This is a genomic window from Nocardia sp. NPDC006982, assembly GCF_042869435.1.
Lineage (GTDB): Bacteria > Actinomycetota > Actinomycetes > Mycobacteriales > Mycobacteriaceae > Nocardia.
Genome location: NZ_JBIAFV010000007.1, coordinates 196278 through 212652, shown reverse-complemented (window position 1 = coordinate 212652; position 16375 = coordinate 196278). Strand labels below are relative to the sequence as shown.

Annotated in this window: 18 protein-coding genes, 1 pseudogene and 1 riboswitch; of the genes and pseudogenes, 15 read left to right on the top strand and 4 right to left on the bottom strand. The window is 65.6% G+C overall.

All coding sequences use genetic code 11. From position 1 onward, the window contains the following. Positions 1–74 precede the first annotated feature (74 nt). The 4 genes from ACFYOW_RS27995 to ACFYOW_RS27980 are packed head-to-tail and all read left to right on the top strand — an operon-like array spanning position 75 to position 3842. The gene (locus ACFYOW_RS27995; RefSeq protein ID WP_387292785.1) at positions 75–824 is read left to right on the top strand and encodes an SDR family NAD(P)-dependent oxidoreductase; all 750 of its coding nucleotides are present in this window, start codon (positions 75–77) and stop codon (positions 822–824) included. Continuing rightward, on the top strand, positions 821–1870 hold the full coding sequence (locus ACFYOW_RS27990; protein WP_387292783.1) for an alcohol dehydrogenase catalytic domain-containing protein: 1050 nt from the start codon (positions 821–823) through the stop codon (positions 1868–1870). The genes ACFYOW_RS27995 and ACFYOW_RS27990 overlap by 4 nt, the downstream gene beginning before the upstream one ends. Next, positions 1867–2550 (top strand): TetR/AcrR family transcriptional regulator, encoded by a 684-nt coding sequence (locus ACFYOW_RS27985; RefSeq protein ID WP_387292781.1) that lies wholly within the window; start codon positions 1867–1869, stop codon positions 2548–2550. Before ACFYOW_RS27990 ends, ACFYOW_RS27985 begins: the two co-directional genes overlap by 4 nt. Before the next feature lie 2 nt (positions 2551–2552). Further along, entirely contained in the window at positions 2553–3842 is a 1290-nt protein-coding gene (locus ACFYOW_RS27980; RefSeq protein ID WP_387292779.1) for an acyl-CoA dehydrogenase family protein, read from the top strand. Between the two features lie 5 nt (positions 3843–3847). Here the strand turns inward: ACFYOW_RS27980 and ACFYOW_RS27975 are convergent, their stop codons facing one another. Beyond that, the gene (locus ACFYOW_RS27975) at positions 3848–4471 is read right to left on the bottom strand and encodes a DUF4232 domain-containing protein (protein ID WP_387292777.1); all 624 of its coding nucleotides are present in this window, start codon (positions 4469–4471) and stop codon (positions 3848–3850) included. A 200-nt stretch (positions 4472–4671) separates the two neighbouring features. Here ACFYOW_RS27975 and ACFYOW_RS27970 point away from each other — a divergent pair, with 200 nt between their 5' ends. After that, a complete protein-coding gene (locus ACFYOW_RS27970) occupies positions 4672–4902 on the top strand; it encodes a hypothetical protein (protein WP_387292775.1) in 231 nt (76 codons plus the stop codon). 3 nt (positions 4903–4905) lie between these two features. Here the strand turns inward: ACFYOW_RS27970 and ACFYOW_RS27965 are convergent, their stop codons facing one another. Beyond that, on the bottom strand, positions 4906–5427 hold the full coding sequence (locus ACFYOW_RS27965) for an SCP2 sterol-binding domain-containing protein (RefSeq protein WP_387293229.1): 522 nt from the start codon (positions 5425–5427) through the stop codon (positions 4906–4908). Between the two features lie 51 nt (positions 5428–5478). Here ACFYOW_RS27965 and ACFYOW_RS27960 point away from each other — a divergent pair. The 10 genes and pseudogenes from ACFYOW_RS27960 to ACFYOW_RS27915 all read left to right on the top strand — a co-directional run. Beyond that, positions 5479–5721 (top strand): annotated as a pseudogene (locus ACFYOW_RS27960) (acyl-CoA dehydrogenase); the annotation flags it as partial. A 322-nt stretch (positions 5722–6043) separates the two neighbouring features. Continuing rightward, positions 6044–6352, top strand: a complete 309-nt coding sequence (locus tag ACFYOW_RS27955; RefSeq protein ID WP_387293267.1) for a hypothetical protein — start codon at positions 6044–6046, stop codon at positions 6350–6352. Between the two features lie 378 nt (positions 6353–6730). Then, complete coding sequence (locus ACFYOW_RS27950) at positions 6731–7630, top strand: cutinase family protein (RefSeq protein WP_387293227.1); 900 nt, start codon at positions 6731–6733, stop codon at positions 7628–7630. 36 nt (positions 7631–7666) lie between these two features. Continuing rightward, positions 7667–7813 (top strand): hypothetical protein, encoded by a 147-nt coding sequence (locus tag ACFYOW_RS27945; protein WP_387292773.1) that lies wholly within the window; start codon positions 7667–7669, stop codon positions 7811–7813. Positions 7814–7864: 51 nt separating this feature from the next. Then, positions 7865–8410 (top strand): HNH endonuclease, encoded by a 546-nt coding sequence (locus ACFYOW_RS27940; RefSeq protein ID WP_387292771.1) that lies wholly within the window; start codon positions 7865–7867, stop codon positions 8408–8410. A 25-nt stretch (positions 8411–8435) separates the two neighbouring features. After that, positions 8436–8705: a WhiB family transcriptional regulator gene (locus ACFYOW_RS27935; RefSeq protein WP_387292769.1), complete on the top strand. Its 270-nt coding sequence runs from the start codon at positions 8436–8438 to the stop codon at positions 8703–8705. A gap of 84 nt (positions 8706–8789) precedes the next feature. Next, positions 8790–10454 (top strand): VWA domain-containing protein, encoded by a 1665-nt coding sequence (locus tag ACFYOW_RS27930; protein ID WP_387292767.1) that lies wholly within the window; start codon positions 8790–8792, stop codon positions 10452–10454. Between the two features lie 219 nt (positions 10455–10673). Beyond that, positions 10674–11354: a hypothetical protein gene (locus tag ACFYOW_RS27925; protein WP_387292765.1), complete on the top strand. Its 681-nt coding sequence runs from the start codon at positions 10674–10676 to the stop codon at positions 11352–11354. A 245-nt stretch (positions 11355–11599) separates the two neighbouring features. After that, positions 11600–11950, top strand: a complete 351-nt coding sequence (locus ACFYOW_RS27920) for an ArsR/SmtB family transcription factor (protein ID WP_387292763.1) — start codon at positions 11600–11602, stop codon at positions 11948–11950. Next, positions 11947–12429, top strand: coding sequence for an SRPBCC family protein (locus tag ACFYOW_RS27915; protein ID WP_387292761.1), 483 nt, complete (start codon positions 11947–11949; stop codon positions 12427–12429). The genes ACFYOW_RS27920 and ACFYOW_RS27915 overlap by 4 nt, the downstream gene beginning before the upstream one ends. A gap of 53 nt (positions 12430–12482) precedes the next feature. Here the strand turns inward: ACFYOW_RS27915 and gcvP are convergent, their stop codons facing one another. Both gcvP and ACFYOW_RS27905 read right to left on the bottom strand, forming a co-directional pair. Beyond that, a complete protein-coding gene (gene gcvP, locus ACFYOW_RS27910; RefSeq protein WP_387292759.1) occupies positions 12483–15302 on the bottom strand; it encodes an aminomethyl-transferring glycine dehydrogenase in 2820 nt (939 codons plus the stop codon). 188 nt (positions 15303–15490) lie between these two features. Further along, a riboswitch (glycine riboswitch) is annotated at positions 15491–15590 on the bottom strand. 131 nt (positions 15591–15721) lie between these two features. Beyond that, positions 15722–16321 carry a MerR family transcriptional regulator gene (locus tag ACFYOW_RS27905; RefSeq protein WP_040689886.1) on the bottom strand — a complete coding sequence of 200 codons (600 nt, stop codon included), beginning with the start codon at positions 16319–16321 and terminating at the stop codon, positions 15722–15724. Between the last annotated feature and the right edge of the window lie 54 nt (positions 16322–16375).

Below are 16375 nucleotides of genomic sequence, written 5' to 3'. Positions count from 1 at the left end.
GGCCTTGATTCTATCGTCCGGCGGAATTAATGTACTGATTGGAACATTATCGGCAGCCGTAACAATGGAGCGCAATGCCAGGACAGTCGTTAGCGGATAAGGTCGCGCTGGTCACGGGCGGTAGCCGCGGGCTCGGCCGGGAGATGGTGCTGGCCTTCGCCGCGGCCGGTGCGGATGTGGTGATCGCAAGTCGCAAACTCGACAGGTGCGTCGAGCTCGCCGATGAGGTGAAGAACATCCATGGTCGGCGCGCATTGCCGGTGGCGTGCAATGTCAGCGATTGGGCGCAGTGCGACGCGCTGGTCGAGGCGGCCTACGCGGAGTTCGGCAAGGTCGACGTGCTGGTCAACAATGCCGGGATGTCGCTGCTGTATCCGAGCGTGGATCAGGTGAGCGAGGACATGTTCGACAAGGTGATCGCGGTCAATCTCAAGGGCCCGTTCCGTTTGTCGACCTCGATCGGTACCAGGATGGCCGCCGCCGGTGGCGGGTCGATCATCAATATCTCCTCGATCGAGGCCGAACGACCGGAACCGCTCGCGGTGCCCTATGCGGCCGCCAAGGCGGGATTGGCCAATCTCACCGGCGGACTCGCGCAGAGCTTCGCGCCGACGGTGCGAGTCAACACGATTCAATGCGGTCCGTTCGAGACGGATATTTCCAAGGCGTGGCCCACTGAGCTGCGCACTGAGCTGACTCGGCATATGGCACTCGGACGGATCGGCCGCCCGGATGAGATCGTCGGCGCGGCACTGTACTTCGCAACGGATGCCTCGGCGTATTGCACCGGCGCAACTCTGGCACTGGACGGTGGTTGGCGATGAAGGCACTGACTTACCAAGGACCGCAACAGATCTCGTACACCGAGGTTCCCGATCCGATGCTGCCGGGCCGCGACGGCGCAATCGTTCGGGTGACCGCCGCCGGAATCTGCGGTAGTGATCTGCACATCTATGCCGGGCACGGCTTCACCGACGGCACCGGATACAGCGTGGGCCACGAGGCGGTCGGCGAGATCGTCGAATTGGGTGCGGATGTGCAGGGATTCGCGGTCGGTGACCGGGTGCTGGTCTCCGCATCCGTCGGCTGTAACCGCTGCGCGAAGTGCAAGGCCGGCATCGTGGCGGCCTGTGAACGCCATCCATTGCCTGCCGACGCCTGCTATGGACTCGGCGGATCGCTCGCCGGTGCGCAGGCGGAATATCTCGCGGTCCCCCACGCCGAAGGGAATCTGGTGCGGCTGCCCGATTCGGTCAGCGATGAGGCCGCGATCGTGCTCACCGACAACGCGCCCACTGCGTGGTACGGTGCGCGCCGCACCCGCATCGCACCCGGTGAGACCGTGGTGGTGATCGGGCTGGGACCGGTCGGGCTGATGGCCGTGCAGTCGGCATTCGCGATGGGCGCGGCGCGGGTGCTCGGAGTGGATCTGGTTGCCGACCGCCGCAAGCGCGCCGCCGAATTGGGCGCGGAGATAGTCGAATCCGACGAACCCAAGACTGTCATCCGCGAAATGCTCAGCGGTGGTGCGGATGTCGCGATCGAGGCGGTCGGCGCCGATGCGACCATCAAGCTCGCCATCAGCGCCGTCGGGCATCGTGGCCGGGTCGGTGTGGTCGGCGTCAGTCATAATCGTGCCTTCCCGTTCCATATGCAGTTGGCACAGGTCAAGGAGCTCGAATTCCATATCGGACTCTGCTCGATCCAATACGAGTTGCCCGCACTGCTGCGACTCACCGCCGCCGGTCGCATCCGGCCCGAAGCCGTTGTCACACACCGATTCCCGATGTCGGACGGTGCGAACGCCTACCGCATGTTCGCCGACCGTGCCGACGGGGTTTCCAAGGTCGTCCTGGATCCGCGCCGATGACCGCAGCATCGCGCAGCGATTCCGTGAGGGGTGGTGGCCGGGCGACGGGTGGGCCCGAGTTGGCCTCGCCTCGTCGTCGCGGTCGTCCACCGGCCGCGGAGACCACGGCCGAGGCGACCAGGGCGCGCATCGTGGCGGCCGCGGTGGAACTGTTCGCGGAGAAGGGTTTCCACGGTACCGGCGTCGCGGAAATCGGCGATCGAGCCGGAGTGCAGCGGGGTGCGCTGTACTACCACATCGGTTCCAAGGAAGAGCTGCTCTGGCAGATCCTGCGCGATTACATCCAGCTCATGCTCACCGATGCCCAGCGGATCTCCCGCGGCATCGATGACCCGATCATCAAGTTGCGCAAGCTGATCCACAGCCACGTCGGGCTGATCATCGAGCACCGCCGCGAGGTCGCCATCCAATTGCGCGACGTCACCGCACTGACCGGTGAGCGTGGCGAAGAACTACAGGAAATGCGTGACGAAATACAGGCCTGCTGGCAGCGCGTCATCGACGCGGGATATACGGCGGGCCTGCTGCGTACCGACGACCACGTGGTCACCAACAGTGTGCTCGGCATGCTGAACATGGTGACCTTCTGGTACCGCCCGCACGGCGGGCGCTCCCCCGACGAAATCGCCGACATTGTGGCGTCCACCGTTCTCGACGGCATCACCGACACGAAAGGCTGACCATGGCTTGGGATTTCGAAACCGACCCGGAATACCAGCAGAAGCTGGACTGGGCGGCGGAGTTCGTCCGCACCGAGGTGGAGCCCCTCGATCTGCTCTACCCGAATCCCTATGACCGCACCAATACCGAGGCGATGGCGCTGATGCGGCCGCTGAAGGAGAAGGTGAAGGAACAGGGACTGTGGGCCTGCCATCTCGGACCGGAACTGGGCGGCCCCGGCTACGGGCAGCTCAAACTCGGCCTGCTCAACGAGGTGCTCGGTACTTCGGTGTGGGCGCCGTCGGTATTCGGTTGCCAGGCACCGGATTCCGGTAACGCGGAAATCCTCGCGCACTACGGCACCGAGGAACAGAAGGCCAGGTACCTGGAGCCGCTGCTGGCCGGTGAGATCGGTTCCTGCTATGTCATGACCGAACCGACCGGCGGCTCGGATCCGACGCTGTTCAAGACCCGCGCCGTGCGCGACGGCGACTCCTGGGTCATCAACGGCGAGAAGTGGTTCAACTCGAACGCGCAGTTCGCCAGCTTCCATATCGTCATGGTGGTCACGAATCCGGATGTCAGCCCGTACCAGGGCATGTCGATGTTCATTGTGCCCGCCGACACCCCCGGCCTGGAGATCGTCAAGAACTTCCACGTGCACGGTTTCAGCGAGCACGAGGGACATCTGCGCTTCACCGATGTCCGGGTGCCCGCCGACCACCTGCTCGGCCAGGAGGGTATGGGCTTCATCGTCGCGCAGACCCGCCTCGGCGGCGGTCGGGTGCACCACGCGATGCGCACAGTCGCGTTGGTGCGCAAGGCCTTCGACATGATGGCCGAACGCGCGGTCTCCCGGCCGATGCGCAAGGGGGCCCTCGCGGGTTTGCAGATGACCCAGGAGCGCATCGCCGACAGCTGGATCGAGATGGAGCAGTTCCGCCTGCTCGTCCTGCGCACCGCCTGGCGCATCGATAAGGAGCAGGACTATCTGAAGGTCCGCAAGGACATCGCCGCCATCAAGGTGGCGATGCCGAAGGTGATGCACGATATCGCCCAGCGCGCACTGCATCTGCACGGCGCCATCGGTGTCAGCCAGGACCTCCCGTTCGTCGACATGATGAATTACGCCGAGGTCATGGCGATCGCCGACGGCCCCACCGAGGTCCACAAGATCACCCTCGCCAAGGAAGTCCTGAAGGATTACACCCCGGGCGACCCGGTGTACCCGAGCGGCTACCGTCCCGTCCTGCGCGAACAGGCCCGAGAACTGGTGGCCCGCCGCTTGGAACACATTGTCGGCAACCTCTGAAATCGCTATTGGGTGGTCACCGGGTGAACGCTCAGCGTGCAGGTGTCGATGGTGGTGCTGACCGCGTGCGTGTCAGTGGTGTTCGGGGCGGTGACCAAAAGTTTCGTATACGTCGGGCACTGGTTGCCTTCCGCATCGACCGCGCCGCCCTCGACCACTGCCTCGGCATTGTGGTCGTGGTCCAGGGCGACGGTCGGTGGCGTATCGATATCGGCCGGGAGACCGCCCAGGTAGCCGCGCAAGGTGCGCTCGGCATGCAGGAGCGGCCCGCCGGGGCCGGTATCCACGCCCGGGTATCCGGTCAGTGTGCACGCACCGCTGGCGCCCACGACCGAGAAATGCACGCGCACACCGCGGTGGCCCGCGCCGGGCGACATCGGTTCCACGCCGACGATGAGCTGGCTGCCGACGCATGCCGGTATCGACGGCGACGCCGGTTCGCCGTTCGCTCCAGTTGGTTGGTCGGTGGCTACCGCGCTCGGCCCCGGCACGCGGCTGCCGACGCTGGTCGGCACTGCGCTCGCGCCTACGGCCGTGCCGTGGCCATGATCACCGCCCGAGCAACCGGCCAACGCGAGAACCGCGCAGCAGCCCAGCGGCACCAGATATTTCACCGTCGATATCGACATCGGAACACATCCCTTGCGTATTCGATTCGAACTGGTGCCCCCACTGATTCGTTGCGGACGCCACTTCCGGAACTCCCCGTTCGACACGCGGTCCCCCCGAGCGGACGAGCCTGTCGAGATGTTTATCGGCCGCACCCGTCGAGCGTTATCGGTGCACACCCGAATAACCGGGTCCAACCTGGATGCCCGGAGGTAACCGAGTGATCGCATACGAGGTGCGGCGGGTGCACAGCTGCGAGTTCTGCGGTGCCGACGACCAGGTCCTCGGCACCGACGGCTCGTTGGACCGGGCCAAGTCGATCGCCGAACGCGACGCGGGCCTCGCTCTCGAATGGGCATGGTTCATCGCCGACGGCGAGTGGCCGCTGAGCGCCGATCCGGGGGACGGCGTCTACCGCTACTACATCTACGCCCGAGAGACTACTGCGTAATGATCACGAGGCGCGTACGACCGGATCCGCATATCCCGCAACAGGACTCAGCTGCAGTACCGACGGCATCCGCCGGGTGAGCGCAGTCGGCCCGGTGAATTCCACTCGGCCGGTTCGCATTGCGTGCGAGAGCGGAATGCGTCCCAACCAAACCTGGTACAGCGATTCGACATCGGAGCTGATGGTGACGTCGACCGGATAGCCGGGATCGGCATCACAGACCGAAGGCACACCCGATTCGACAACGATCCAGTAGCACCGGAAGTCGTCGGTGAACCGCACACACAACACATGACGCTTACCGGGAAACGTGGACGTATCCAGCCGGGAGTGCATCCACCACACCAGCAGCCCGGCATCCAGTTCCTCGGGCTGCGGTTCGCCGAAGGTCCAGCGTGCACCCCATTCGCCGAGGCCGAACAGGATCGGCTCCGATTCCCGACCGGCGGCGGTGAGCAGGTATTCGCTGCCCACCTTGTCGATCAATCCGGCCCGCTCGAATTGGCGCAGCCGCTTGGCGAGCAGGCTCCACTTTCTGGACTATTCGGTTATCGCGGCCGTTCCTAACTTCGAAACATGACGACTATCGCCCATGACATCACCACCACCGACTGGATCGCCCTGGCACGCCAGGTAGGGGAAACCCTGCGCGCCGATGTGGCCGCCCGCGACCGCACCGGCGACATCTGTGTCGCCGCCTTCGACCTGCTGCGGGCCACCGGACTGTCCGCAGCACTCGTTCCCATCGAGTTCGGCGGCGGCGGTGTGCCGCACCGCGAGATGGGCGAGATCCTGCGCGAACTCGGCCGCCACGATCCGTCCACGGCGGCCGCGTTCGCCATGCACACCCATCTGGTGGCCACGCAGGTCTGGCGGCACAACCACGGCATCGACGCCTCGGCGGTCTTCGGCAAAGTGGCGGCGGGCGCGATCCTGGTCAGCACCGGCGCTTCGGACTGGGTCGAATCCAACGGCCGGGCCGAGCGCGTCGACGGCGGCTTCCGGGTGAGCGCGCGCAAAGCGCCCGCCAGCGGTTGCGAGGTCGGCGATGTGATGGTGACCAGCATCCGCCGCGGCGATGCGCCGGAGGGACCTCAGGTGCTGCACTTCGCGGTGCCATTGGACGCCGCTCGCGGGCGAAATGATGAACGCCTACACCACCGCCGCGGATCTGATCGCCGCCATGTTCACCGATTCGGACAATCTGCATTTCGACAATACCGACGGCTATGGTGCCCGCACGCTCAGCCGCAAGACCGTGGCTGCCGACGCACTCGTCGATACCGTCCGGCTGACCATCGAAACCGTTGGCGGCCTGGGCTTTTCGCGCGGCTGCGAGCTGGAGATGCGGTACCGCGACATCCACGGCTGCCTGTTCCACCCGCTGTCGCGGGCCGAGCAGACCCGGTTCACCGGCCGAGTTCTGTTGGGCCACACCCCCATCGGCTGACCCGACCTTCTCGAACGACATATGCTCGAAGCCGGGACGCACGCCTGTCGATCGGGGTTCAATGGATGGGCACATGATGATGCACGGGAGGGAGTCATCGGTGTCCTGTTAACCACCACAACCGTGGACGAGGCGGTGACTGCCCCTCGGACACGATGAAGGAGTCGCGCACCCCCTCGCCCGCGACTCCTTCATCCCGCCGCGCCGGGCGAATCGTCGGCATTGCGCATTTTGTTAAAAATGTTCGGCGTTTGTCACGGGTTGTTCCCGCATCAACCCCTGGTCAGACCGTACGGTTGTCTCCGACGCGACGGCAGGCAGTCGCGTACGGCCCCCGGCCGCTTCGGACCTAGCAAAACCGAGGTGTGGACCATGTTTATGCGCAAGATGATCGGTGCCGTGGCGGGAACCGTCATGGTAGGTGCCGCGGGCGCCGTCGGCGGTGCCGGCTCGGCGACGGCAGCGCCCGATGGCTGCCCCGACCTGTATGTCGTGGCGGTACCCGGCACGTGGGAGACCTCCGATGCCAATCCCGGCGAGGGCATGCTCGCCAGCGTCACCGATAACCTGCCGCGAAATACCAGGACCGACTACGTGACCTACGCGGCGACCGCTTTCCCCTGGGAGACCGATGTTTACGGCCGGTCCAAGCGGCAGGCCATCGATAATGCCCGCGGCCTGGTCACGGCCATGGCCCAGCAGTGCGCCGAGACCAAGATCGCGCTGATCGGCTACAGCCAGGGCGCTGATGCGGCAGGCGATCTCGCCGCCGAAATCGGCACCGGACTGACTCCCATTCGGCCCGAACGCATCGCCGCGGTCGGGCTCATCTCGGATCCGCGGCGCTCCCCGACCGACGCACTCATCGGCCCGCCGGTCGACGGCGCCGGTGCGGGCGGCCCGCGCATCGGCGGCTTCGGCTTCCTCACCCAGAAGACTCGGACCATCTGCGCTGTCGGCGACCTCTACTGCGCCGCACCGCCCACCGACTTCGCGACCCGCGTCGCCGGCTTCCTGGCCCAGGCCTCCGATCCCGACCCGGCTCAGCTGTGGCGCTATCAGCAGGAGGCGTTCGCCATCTTCAACGACCTGATGGCGACCGGGGTGGCCCCGCTCGTCCAGAACCAGCTCGCCGATCCGGAAATGAACGAGCGCAAGCGGGAATTCGAGCGGTTCTACAACTCGTTCGTACACCAGAACTATCCGACCTACGTCGTGGATTCCAACGGCGCCACCGCCACCGCGTGGCTGCGGCAGTGGCTGATCGGCCTGGCCTGAAAAACCCTTCGCCAGCGGTGGGCGCGCTGTGCCACCATGGATTTCGATGATGATCACCCGATTCCGCGGGTGCTCACGAGCATGAGGAAGGAGGCGGCGGCCGTGACCATTGTCGTATCGAGCTTGCGTCGGTATGACGCGCGCGTCGAGCAGGAACTGCGCCGCCTCCCGGCCGGTAACTGACCGACCCTCGCCTTCCGAATCCGCTCGCTCTCTCGAAACATGGTGACTTCCATGACGTTCCACCGTGCCACCGATCCGGTGGTGTCTACTGTCGACAACTGGATACACACCCGGGTACTGGTATTGAACGCCAGCTACGAGGCGCTCACCGAGATCAGCGCCGACCGGGCCGTGGTGCTGCTCATGGGCGGCGCCGCGGAGTCGATCGCGGATCGGGAGCCGCACCTGCCGATCCGGTCCAAGCACCTCGAGCTCGCGCTGCCGGAGACGATCCGGCTACTGCGATACGTATACCTCGACCATGTGACGCGAGTACACGACGGTAGTCGCGCGACGCTGGCCGGTGTGCTGCGCCGAGACCACAACCGGTGCGGATACTGCGCGTCCTGGGCACGCACGGTCGACCACATTCGGCCCCGCAGCAGGGGTGGCCCGAACACCTGGGACAACCTGATCGCCGCGTGCGCGCGGTGCAACTCGAGCAAGGCCGACCGGACGCCGGAGGAAGCGGGCATGCGGTTGCTGTGGCAGCCGAAGGCACCCGACCACCTGGCCAAACGGCAACAGCGGATCTGGAAGCAACTGGCCGCCACCTGAGCCGAGAGAAAGGAGAAGGCTCGAAATGACCGTCGAATTGGAGACCAGCGCGGTTGTCGATCTGACCGACCTGCTCCCGCTCTCGGATTCCCGAGAGTGGCATCGGGCGGCCTGCCGCGGTGATCCGAATCACGAGGCGTGGTTTCCGTACCCGTCGCAGGACTTCGAGTACGCGCGCGCGGTTTGCGCGAGCTGCCCGATTCGAGATGCCTGCGGTGAATTCGCCGCGCGGACTGGACAGTCCGGAGTTTGGGGCGGACACGAGTTCGACCGCGGGCGGATGATCCGCCCCTAGTCGGACGTTCACGCCACGCCGTGCCGGTGCGCCGCACCGGACACACCAGCACGGCAAATCTCGCGTGAACATACACTGAGGATCGTGGGCACACATCGCAGCGGAACCAGGTCCCGGGGCGTCAGCAAAGGTCCGGTTATCGCAGTGGTTGCCGTTTTGCTGCTAGTCGCGGCGGTCTTCGCGTTTTTTCAACTCAGTGATCGCGCCGCGAACCGGGACAAGTCGGCCGCGGCGGAATGTAAGGAGGGGCCGTCGACGCTGTTCGTGACGGTCGATCCGGATATCGCCGATCCGGTGCGGGCCGCGGCGGAGCGCTACAACGCGACCAATCCGAAGGTGCGCGATCATTGCGCGAAAGTGGTGGTGACAGCCCAGCCGTCGGCGGCGATCGTCGCCGGGTTCACCGCGGGCACGCCGTGGAACGGTGCGCTCGGTCCGCAGCCGGGGCTGTGGATCGCCGATTCGATGCGGTCCATCGAATCCATGCGGGTGCCCGGTCTGATCGAGGGCACACCCGCGCCGGTTGCGATGAGTCCGATCGTGGTCGCCGTTGCCGAGGATCTGCGGGGTGCGCTCGAGCAGGCCAAGATCACCTGGGCGGATTTGCCACGGCTGCAACAGGGTTCGCTGGACGAACTCGGATTGTCCGGGTGGGGCGGGCTGCGGATGGCACTGCCCGCCGGGGACTCGACCTTGGCCGCGGCAGCAGCGGTCGGCTCCGCGGTTTCGGGAACCGATCCGCTCACCGATCAAGTCGCACAGTCCGGTCAGGTTGTCGCGGCGATCTCCGGGCTCGCCGCGAAAGCGCCGCAGGCGGCGGACACCACGGCCGCATTGGCCGCGATCGGTGGGACGAATTCGCCCATTCATGCAGTAGCGGCTACCGAGCAGCAACTGAAAGCTGTTGGTAGTACATCGGAATTTCGGCCAATGGGGACCGCACCTGTTGCCGATCATCCCGCCGCGCTGATGTCCGGGGCGTGGGTGGACAAGACCCAGAATCTGATCGCATCACTGTTCACCGACTACTTGCGCGCACCCCAACAGTCCTCGGCCTTCACCGCCGCCGGATTCGCCGCGGCACCGGCCGTCGCCGCACCCGCGGCGCAGCGGACCGCACTGGACAAGGTGCGTGCCACACTCGCCAACCCTGTTCTCGGCGTGCAGGCTACCGTGCTGCTCGACGTCTCGTCCTCGATGGGCAACAACGATGGATCCGTCACCCGGCTCTCGAACGCACTCGGCGCGCTGCGCTCCACGATGAATGTGATGCCACCGGACTTCGGACTCGGCGTCTGGACGTTCGGGAAGAACCTCGACGGGACAACACCGTACAAGATCCAAACGCCCACCGCACCACTGAACAATCAGCAGCGCACGGCGTTGGATGCGGCGCTGGAGGCGGTGAAGCCCACCGAATCCCGTACCGACCAGGCTTATCCGTCACTGATCGCCGCCTACAAGTCGGCTGTTCGCGGATACACGCCGGGGCTCACCAATTCGGTTCTGCTCATCACCGACGGCCCGGATGATGACTCCACCACTACCGGAGCCAAACTGCTGACCGAGCTGACCTCGGCCGCCGATCCGGCCCACCCGGTTCGCATCGATGTGATCGTTCTCGGGGGCAATGGCACGGAGACCCTCCAAACCGCCGCTCAGCGGACCGGGGGCACGTACACGCGGCTGCCGACCTCGGATGATGTCAGCTTCGGGACCGCAGTTATGCGTGCGTTGACGACACCGTGAATCATCGCCTGCGGCAATCTCCTCGACATCATCGATGTCGAGGAGTTTGTTCACTTAGCCGTGGCGCCGATCTACTACCGCTCGTTCATCACTCACGAACCGCTGACCACGCAAGACACCCTCTGTGCGGCCGGTGCCGCACCGGCCGCGGCACGTGCTGGTGCGATCTGACGGCCGATCGGGGCACAGTGGAGCAGCCCGCAATGCAATGATGACCCGGTGACTTCCTGGCTTCCGCTTCTCAGCTCGCTCATCGTCGCCGCCGCGGCGCTCATCGGCGTCCTGATCAACAACCGGACGAACCGCGACGCGATCACCGCGGCCGACGAGCGCAACCGGACCACACTTGATGCCGCACAGGCCAATATCGAGACAACCCACGCCGCCGCGCAGCGCAATATCGACAACGCCAACGCCGCCGCAGAACGCCGCGAACAGGACAAATGGCGACGCGACTCGATTCTGACCGCGATCTCCTCGGTACTGCTCGCCGCCGCCGACGTCCGCCAAACCCTGTGGGACACCCTCGATTGGAAGGCCGAATCCGTCGAGGAGGTGGACAGTTTCGGCAAGGAAGTACAGCAGAGCATCTCCGCATGCAACGGCTACATCACCCGCCTGCGCGTCCTGGCGAACCCTAAGATCCCGCAGCGCTGCGAAGATCTCCTCCGCACCCTCACCGCAGCCCAGAGCATCACCGTGCAACGCCTCAAGGTCGAACTCGATCACGAAGCAACCATGGACGACGTCAACGCGATCCGCGCACTGTGGCACAAGGCAATTGCCAACACCGTCCAAGACGAACGCGCCGTCATCGACGCGACGCGGTCGGAACTGGGAATCGAAGCCCTCAGCGAGATACCGGAACTCGAACCCGAGGCCGCGCCGGCCCCAGCGTGACCCGCCGCCCTCGGAACACGACACAGTCAACTCCGCACCGCCGTCGGCCTTCGCATCCGTAGATGCGAAATGCCCGCGGCGGTCGCTTGTCCATGCCGCCCCGATCATTTGTCGCATCCATCGCTACCGTGCACTGATCGCGCTGTACCGCAGCATGCGGTCGATCCGAGCTGCCAGAGTGCTGCAGTCGCCTATCAGAGCTGAGCACTGGACAACCACATTCCGTAAGTCTAGACTTACGGTTCGTGAGGGCTTACCGAGAGGCGGCGTTGGATGCGCTGGGGGATTCGACGCGGCGGGCGATCTTTGAGCGGCTGGGGAAGGGGCCATGTGCGGTGGGGGAACTGGCTAGCGAGTTGCCGGTTAGCCGGCCTGCGGTTTCGCAGCATTTGAAGGTGCTCAAGGCCGCGGGGCTGGTCACCGATGAGGCGGTGGGCACCAAGCGGGTGTATCGACTGAATCCGCAGGGGATCGATGGGCTTCGGGTGTACTTCACGCAGTTCTGGTCGACGGCGATGTCGGCCTTTCAGGACGAGGTGAACCGGCAGGTCGCGACCGACCGGGCGGCGGACACCTCCGAGAAGGAGCAGTCATGACACAGCAGTTGAGCGATAAGGAAGTTCGGGTCGAACTCGTCGTCGACGCACCGATCGAGAAGGCCTACGACGTGTTCACCAATGGGATCGACAGTTGGTGGCCGCGAGCGCATCACATCGGCAAGGGCGAACTCGCACAGGAGGTTATCGAGCCGCGCGAGGGCGGGCACTGCTTCGGCAGGGAAACCGACGGCACCGAATGCCCTTGGGGCACCGTGCTCGTCTGGGATCCACCGCGGCACTTCGCGTTCTCCTGGGAGATCAGCCTGAACTGGCAGCACGAAACCGATCCGGATCGCGTGAGCCGCGTCGATGTCACCTTCGAAGCCGTCACCGCCGACCGCACCGCCGTCACCCTGGTGCATTCGGATTTCGAAAAGCACGGTGAGGGTTGGGAATCCATGCGCGACAGTGTGCAGAGCGAGGGCGGCTGGCCCGATCTGGTCAATACCTACGCCACAGCGGCTGCCGCACAGTGACGATGGCTACCGAGCCGCACCTGCAAACGGGTCGAGGTGCGGCTCGGTGGCCGTCAGTACGCGTCCAGCGGCGGGCAGGAGCAGACGAGGTTGCGGTCACCGTAGGCGCCGTCGATGCGCCGCACCGCAGGCCACACCTTGCCCCGCGCCGGATCCAACCCCTGCGGGTACACCGCGACCTCCCGGCTGTACGGGTGGTCCCATTCCCCGACCAGGCAGGCCGCCGTATGTGGCGCACCGCGCAGCGGATTGTCCTCGACCGGCCACACACCCGCGGCAACCTGATCGATCTCGCCCCGGATCGCCGTCATCGCGAGGATGAATTCGTCCAGTTCGGCGAGGTTTTCGCTCTCGGTGGGCTCCACCATCAACGTGCCCGCCACCGGGAAGCTCATGGTCGGCGCGTGGAATCCGTAGTCCGCCAACCGCTTTGCCACATCGTCGACGGTCACGCCGGTCCGTTTGGTAATCTCGCGCAGATCCAGAATGCACTCGTGCGCCACCATCGAGTTCTCACCGGTGTACAGCACCGGGAAGTGCTCGTTCAACCGCCGCGCGATGTAGTTGGCTGACGCAATCGCGGTCAACGTGGCCTTACGCAGCCCATCGGCCCCCATCATCCGGATATAAGCCCAGGTGATCGGCAGGATCGACGCCGACCCGTACTTGGCCGCCGACACCGCGTGTGACCCCGGCTCGAGCGGGTCACCGGGCAGATACGGCGCCAGATGCGAGCGCACCGCCACCGGGCCGACGCCCGGACCACCGCCCCCGTGCGGAATGCAGAAGGTCTTGTGCAGGTTCAGATGGCTGACATCGCCACCGAACCGGCCCGGACGGGCAAGGCCCACCAGAGCATTCAGATTCGCGCCGTCGACGTACACCTGACCACCCGCATCGTGCACCAGCGCGCACAACTCGGCGACCTCGTGCTCGTATACGCCGTGCGTGGACGGGTAGGTGATCATGATGCAGGCCAGCCGGTCGGCGTGGTCGGCGATCTTGGCGCGCAGATCGTCGAGGTCCACATCGCCGTTCTCCCGGCACTTCACGACCTCGACGCGCAGCCCCACCATGGTGGCCGAGGCCGCATTGGTGCCGTGCGCACTGGACGGAATGAGGCACGTATCTCGGTGGGTATCACCACGATCCAGGTGATAGCGCCGAATGGCCAGCAACCCGGCGTACTCACCCTGACTGCCCGCATTCGGCTGGAGGCTCACCTGGTCGTATCCGGTGATGGCCGAGAGCCAGCCCTCCAGATCGGTGATCACCCGCAGCAGACCGGGCGCATCCTCGACCGGCGCGTACGGATGGACCCGCGCGAAACCGGGCCAGGTGATGGCCTCCATCTCGGCGGTGGCATTGAGCTTCATGGTGCAGGAGCCGAGCGGAATCATGCTGCGGTCCAACGCGATGTCCTTATCGGAAAGCCTGCGCAGATAGCGCAGCATCGCGGTTTCGGTGTGGTAGCTGGTAAAGGCCGGATGGGTGAGGAATTCCGAGGTGCGGGTCTCGATCGAACCGTCGGTCACGCTCGGCGTACCGCCCGGATCGCCGACGCCCGATGGCAGTCCGGTGCTGAAGGATTCGAGCACCGCGGTGACATGCGCCTCGGTGGTGGCCTCGTCACACGCGATGCCGACGTGATCGGCATCCACCAGCCGCAAGTTGATCCCGCTCGACTTCGCCTTCGCGACAACCGATTCCGCGCCGCCGGGCACGCGCACCAGCAGGGTGTCGAAGAAGTTCTCGTGCACCACGACACCATCGAGGCCCGCCGCGATGGCGGCCGCGCGCGCATGAACGCGGCGGGCGATCGCCCGTAGTCCGTCGGCACCGTGGTAGCTCGCGTACATCGCGGCCACAATGGCCAGCAGCACCTGCGCGGTACAGATATTGGAGGTCGCCTTCTCCCGGCGAATGTGCTGCTCACGGGTCTGCAGCGCGAGCCGGTATGCCTTGTTGCCATCCGCGTCCACCGAGACGCCGACCAACCGGCCGGGCAGCTGCCGCGCATGTTTGGTGTGCACCGACAGATATCCGGCATGCGGACCGCCGAAGCCCATCGGCACCCCGAAACGCTGTGTGGTGCCGAAACATACGTCCGCACCCTGCTCCCCCGGCGGCGTAATCAATGTCAGCGCAAGCAGATCCGCGCCGACCGCCACCAATGCACCACGCTCGTGCGCCGCCTCGATCACCGGCCGCCAGTCCACAATCCGTCCTGACGCACCCGGAACCTGAACCAGCACGCCGAAGAACTCGCCGTCGGGCAACTCGCCACCGGACAGATCCGCCGAGACGATCTCGATGCCCAGCGGCTCGGCCCGGGTGGACAGCACGGTCTTGGTCTGCGGGAACAGATCGTCATCGATGAGCAGACGTGCGGACTTCGACTTGCCCGCGCGACGCAGCAGCGTCATCGCCTCGGCGGCGGCGGTGGCCTCATCCAGCATGGACGCATTGGCCACCTCCATCCCGGTCAGATCCGACACCATGGTCTGGAAATTGAGCAGCGCCTCGAGCCGCCCCTGGCTGATCTCCGGCTGGTACGGCGTATAGGCGGTGTACCAGGCCGGATTCTCCAGCAGGCTGCGCACCAGCACGGGCGGAGTCAGCGTGTCGTAGTAGCCGAGCCCGATCATCGAGGCGGCGACGGTATTGGAGTGCGCGAGTTCGGCGAGTTCGGCGAGCACCTCGTGCTCGGTGGCCGCGGGCGGCAGCACCTCGAGGCCGGAGCCGTCCAGAATGCTCGCGGGCAGCGCCGCGGCGGCGAGCTCGTCCAGCGAGCCGACGCCGACGACGTCCAGAATCCGGGCGAGTTCGTCCCGGTCGGGTCCGATGTGGCGGTCGGCGAATGATCGAGTCACGGCAGCTCCAAGGTCGGGCGGGGTCGACCAACAGTGGTCGACGGGTACCAGCCCTCCCCCTCTGTCGTGGAGCCTGAGAGATTCGGACGCCGCGACGCCCTGCCTCGAACGGGCAGGGCTCAGGACCCCTTTCCCCATGGGCGGGCGATCGCCGCGTTGTGCGCCAAACACCACTTTCCAGAGACGTCGAAGCCCGTACGGTCCTTTTGCCTGAGAGATTGACGGGGAGGTGCTGCTCCTTCGGCGCCCGGACTCTTGTGAAGTCCGGAACTCTCCCGCACGGCGGCGACGCATGGCTAGTTTATGCCGCGCGCGCAATAAATGACGCCACCGGACCCCGGATGGGCGTGTAGCGCTCATCACTCCGGTGCATATGAGAAATTGCCCGCCGCAGCAGCGACGGGCACTCGACACGATCCCTAGCCGGTCTTCCGGTTCATCCGAGCCTTACGACGGAAGGACAGCTCGTCCTCCGGGCGTTCGCTCGCACTGCCGCTCACCGCCCGCTCGGCCGGGAAGTTGGCGATGGCTCCGGTCAGTTCCCGCATGGCGCCGCTGACCGCGATTCCGAAGACGCCCTGCCCACCCTGCAGTAAATCGACTACCTCCTCGGGCGAGGTGCATTCGTACACCGAGGTGCCGTCGGAGAACAGCGTGATGCCGGCCAGATCCTGCACGCCGCGGCTGCGCAGATGATCGACCGCGATGCGGATGTTCTGCAGCGAGATGCCCGCGTCCAATAGCCGCTTCACGATTTTCAGGACCAGAATGTCCTTGAACGAATACAACCGTTGGCTGCCCGAGCCCGCCGCACCTCGGATGGAGGGCACGACCAGTCCGGTCCGCGCCCAATAGTCGAGCTGCCGATACGTGATCCCGGCCACCTGGCATGCGCTGGGTACGCGGTAGCCGACCAAATCGTCGGGCACCGAATCATCCGGGAACAGGCCTGGCTGTACCACATCCTGCGATTGCTCTGCCACTGACCACTCCCTTGCTTCGCCGACGCCTTGCCTCATCGATGACCCGGCTCCGTCACGACCAACGACCGGCCATAACGGACGTGGCCCAAC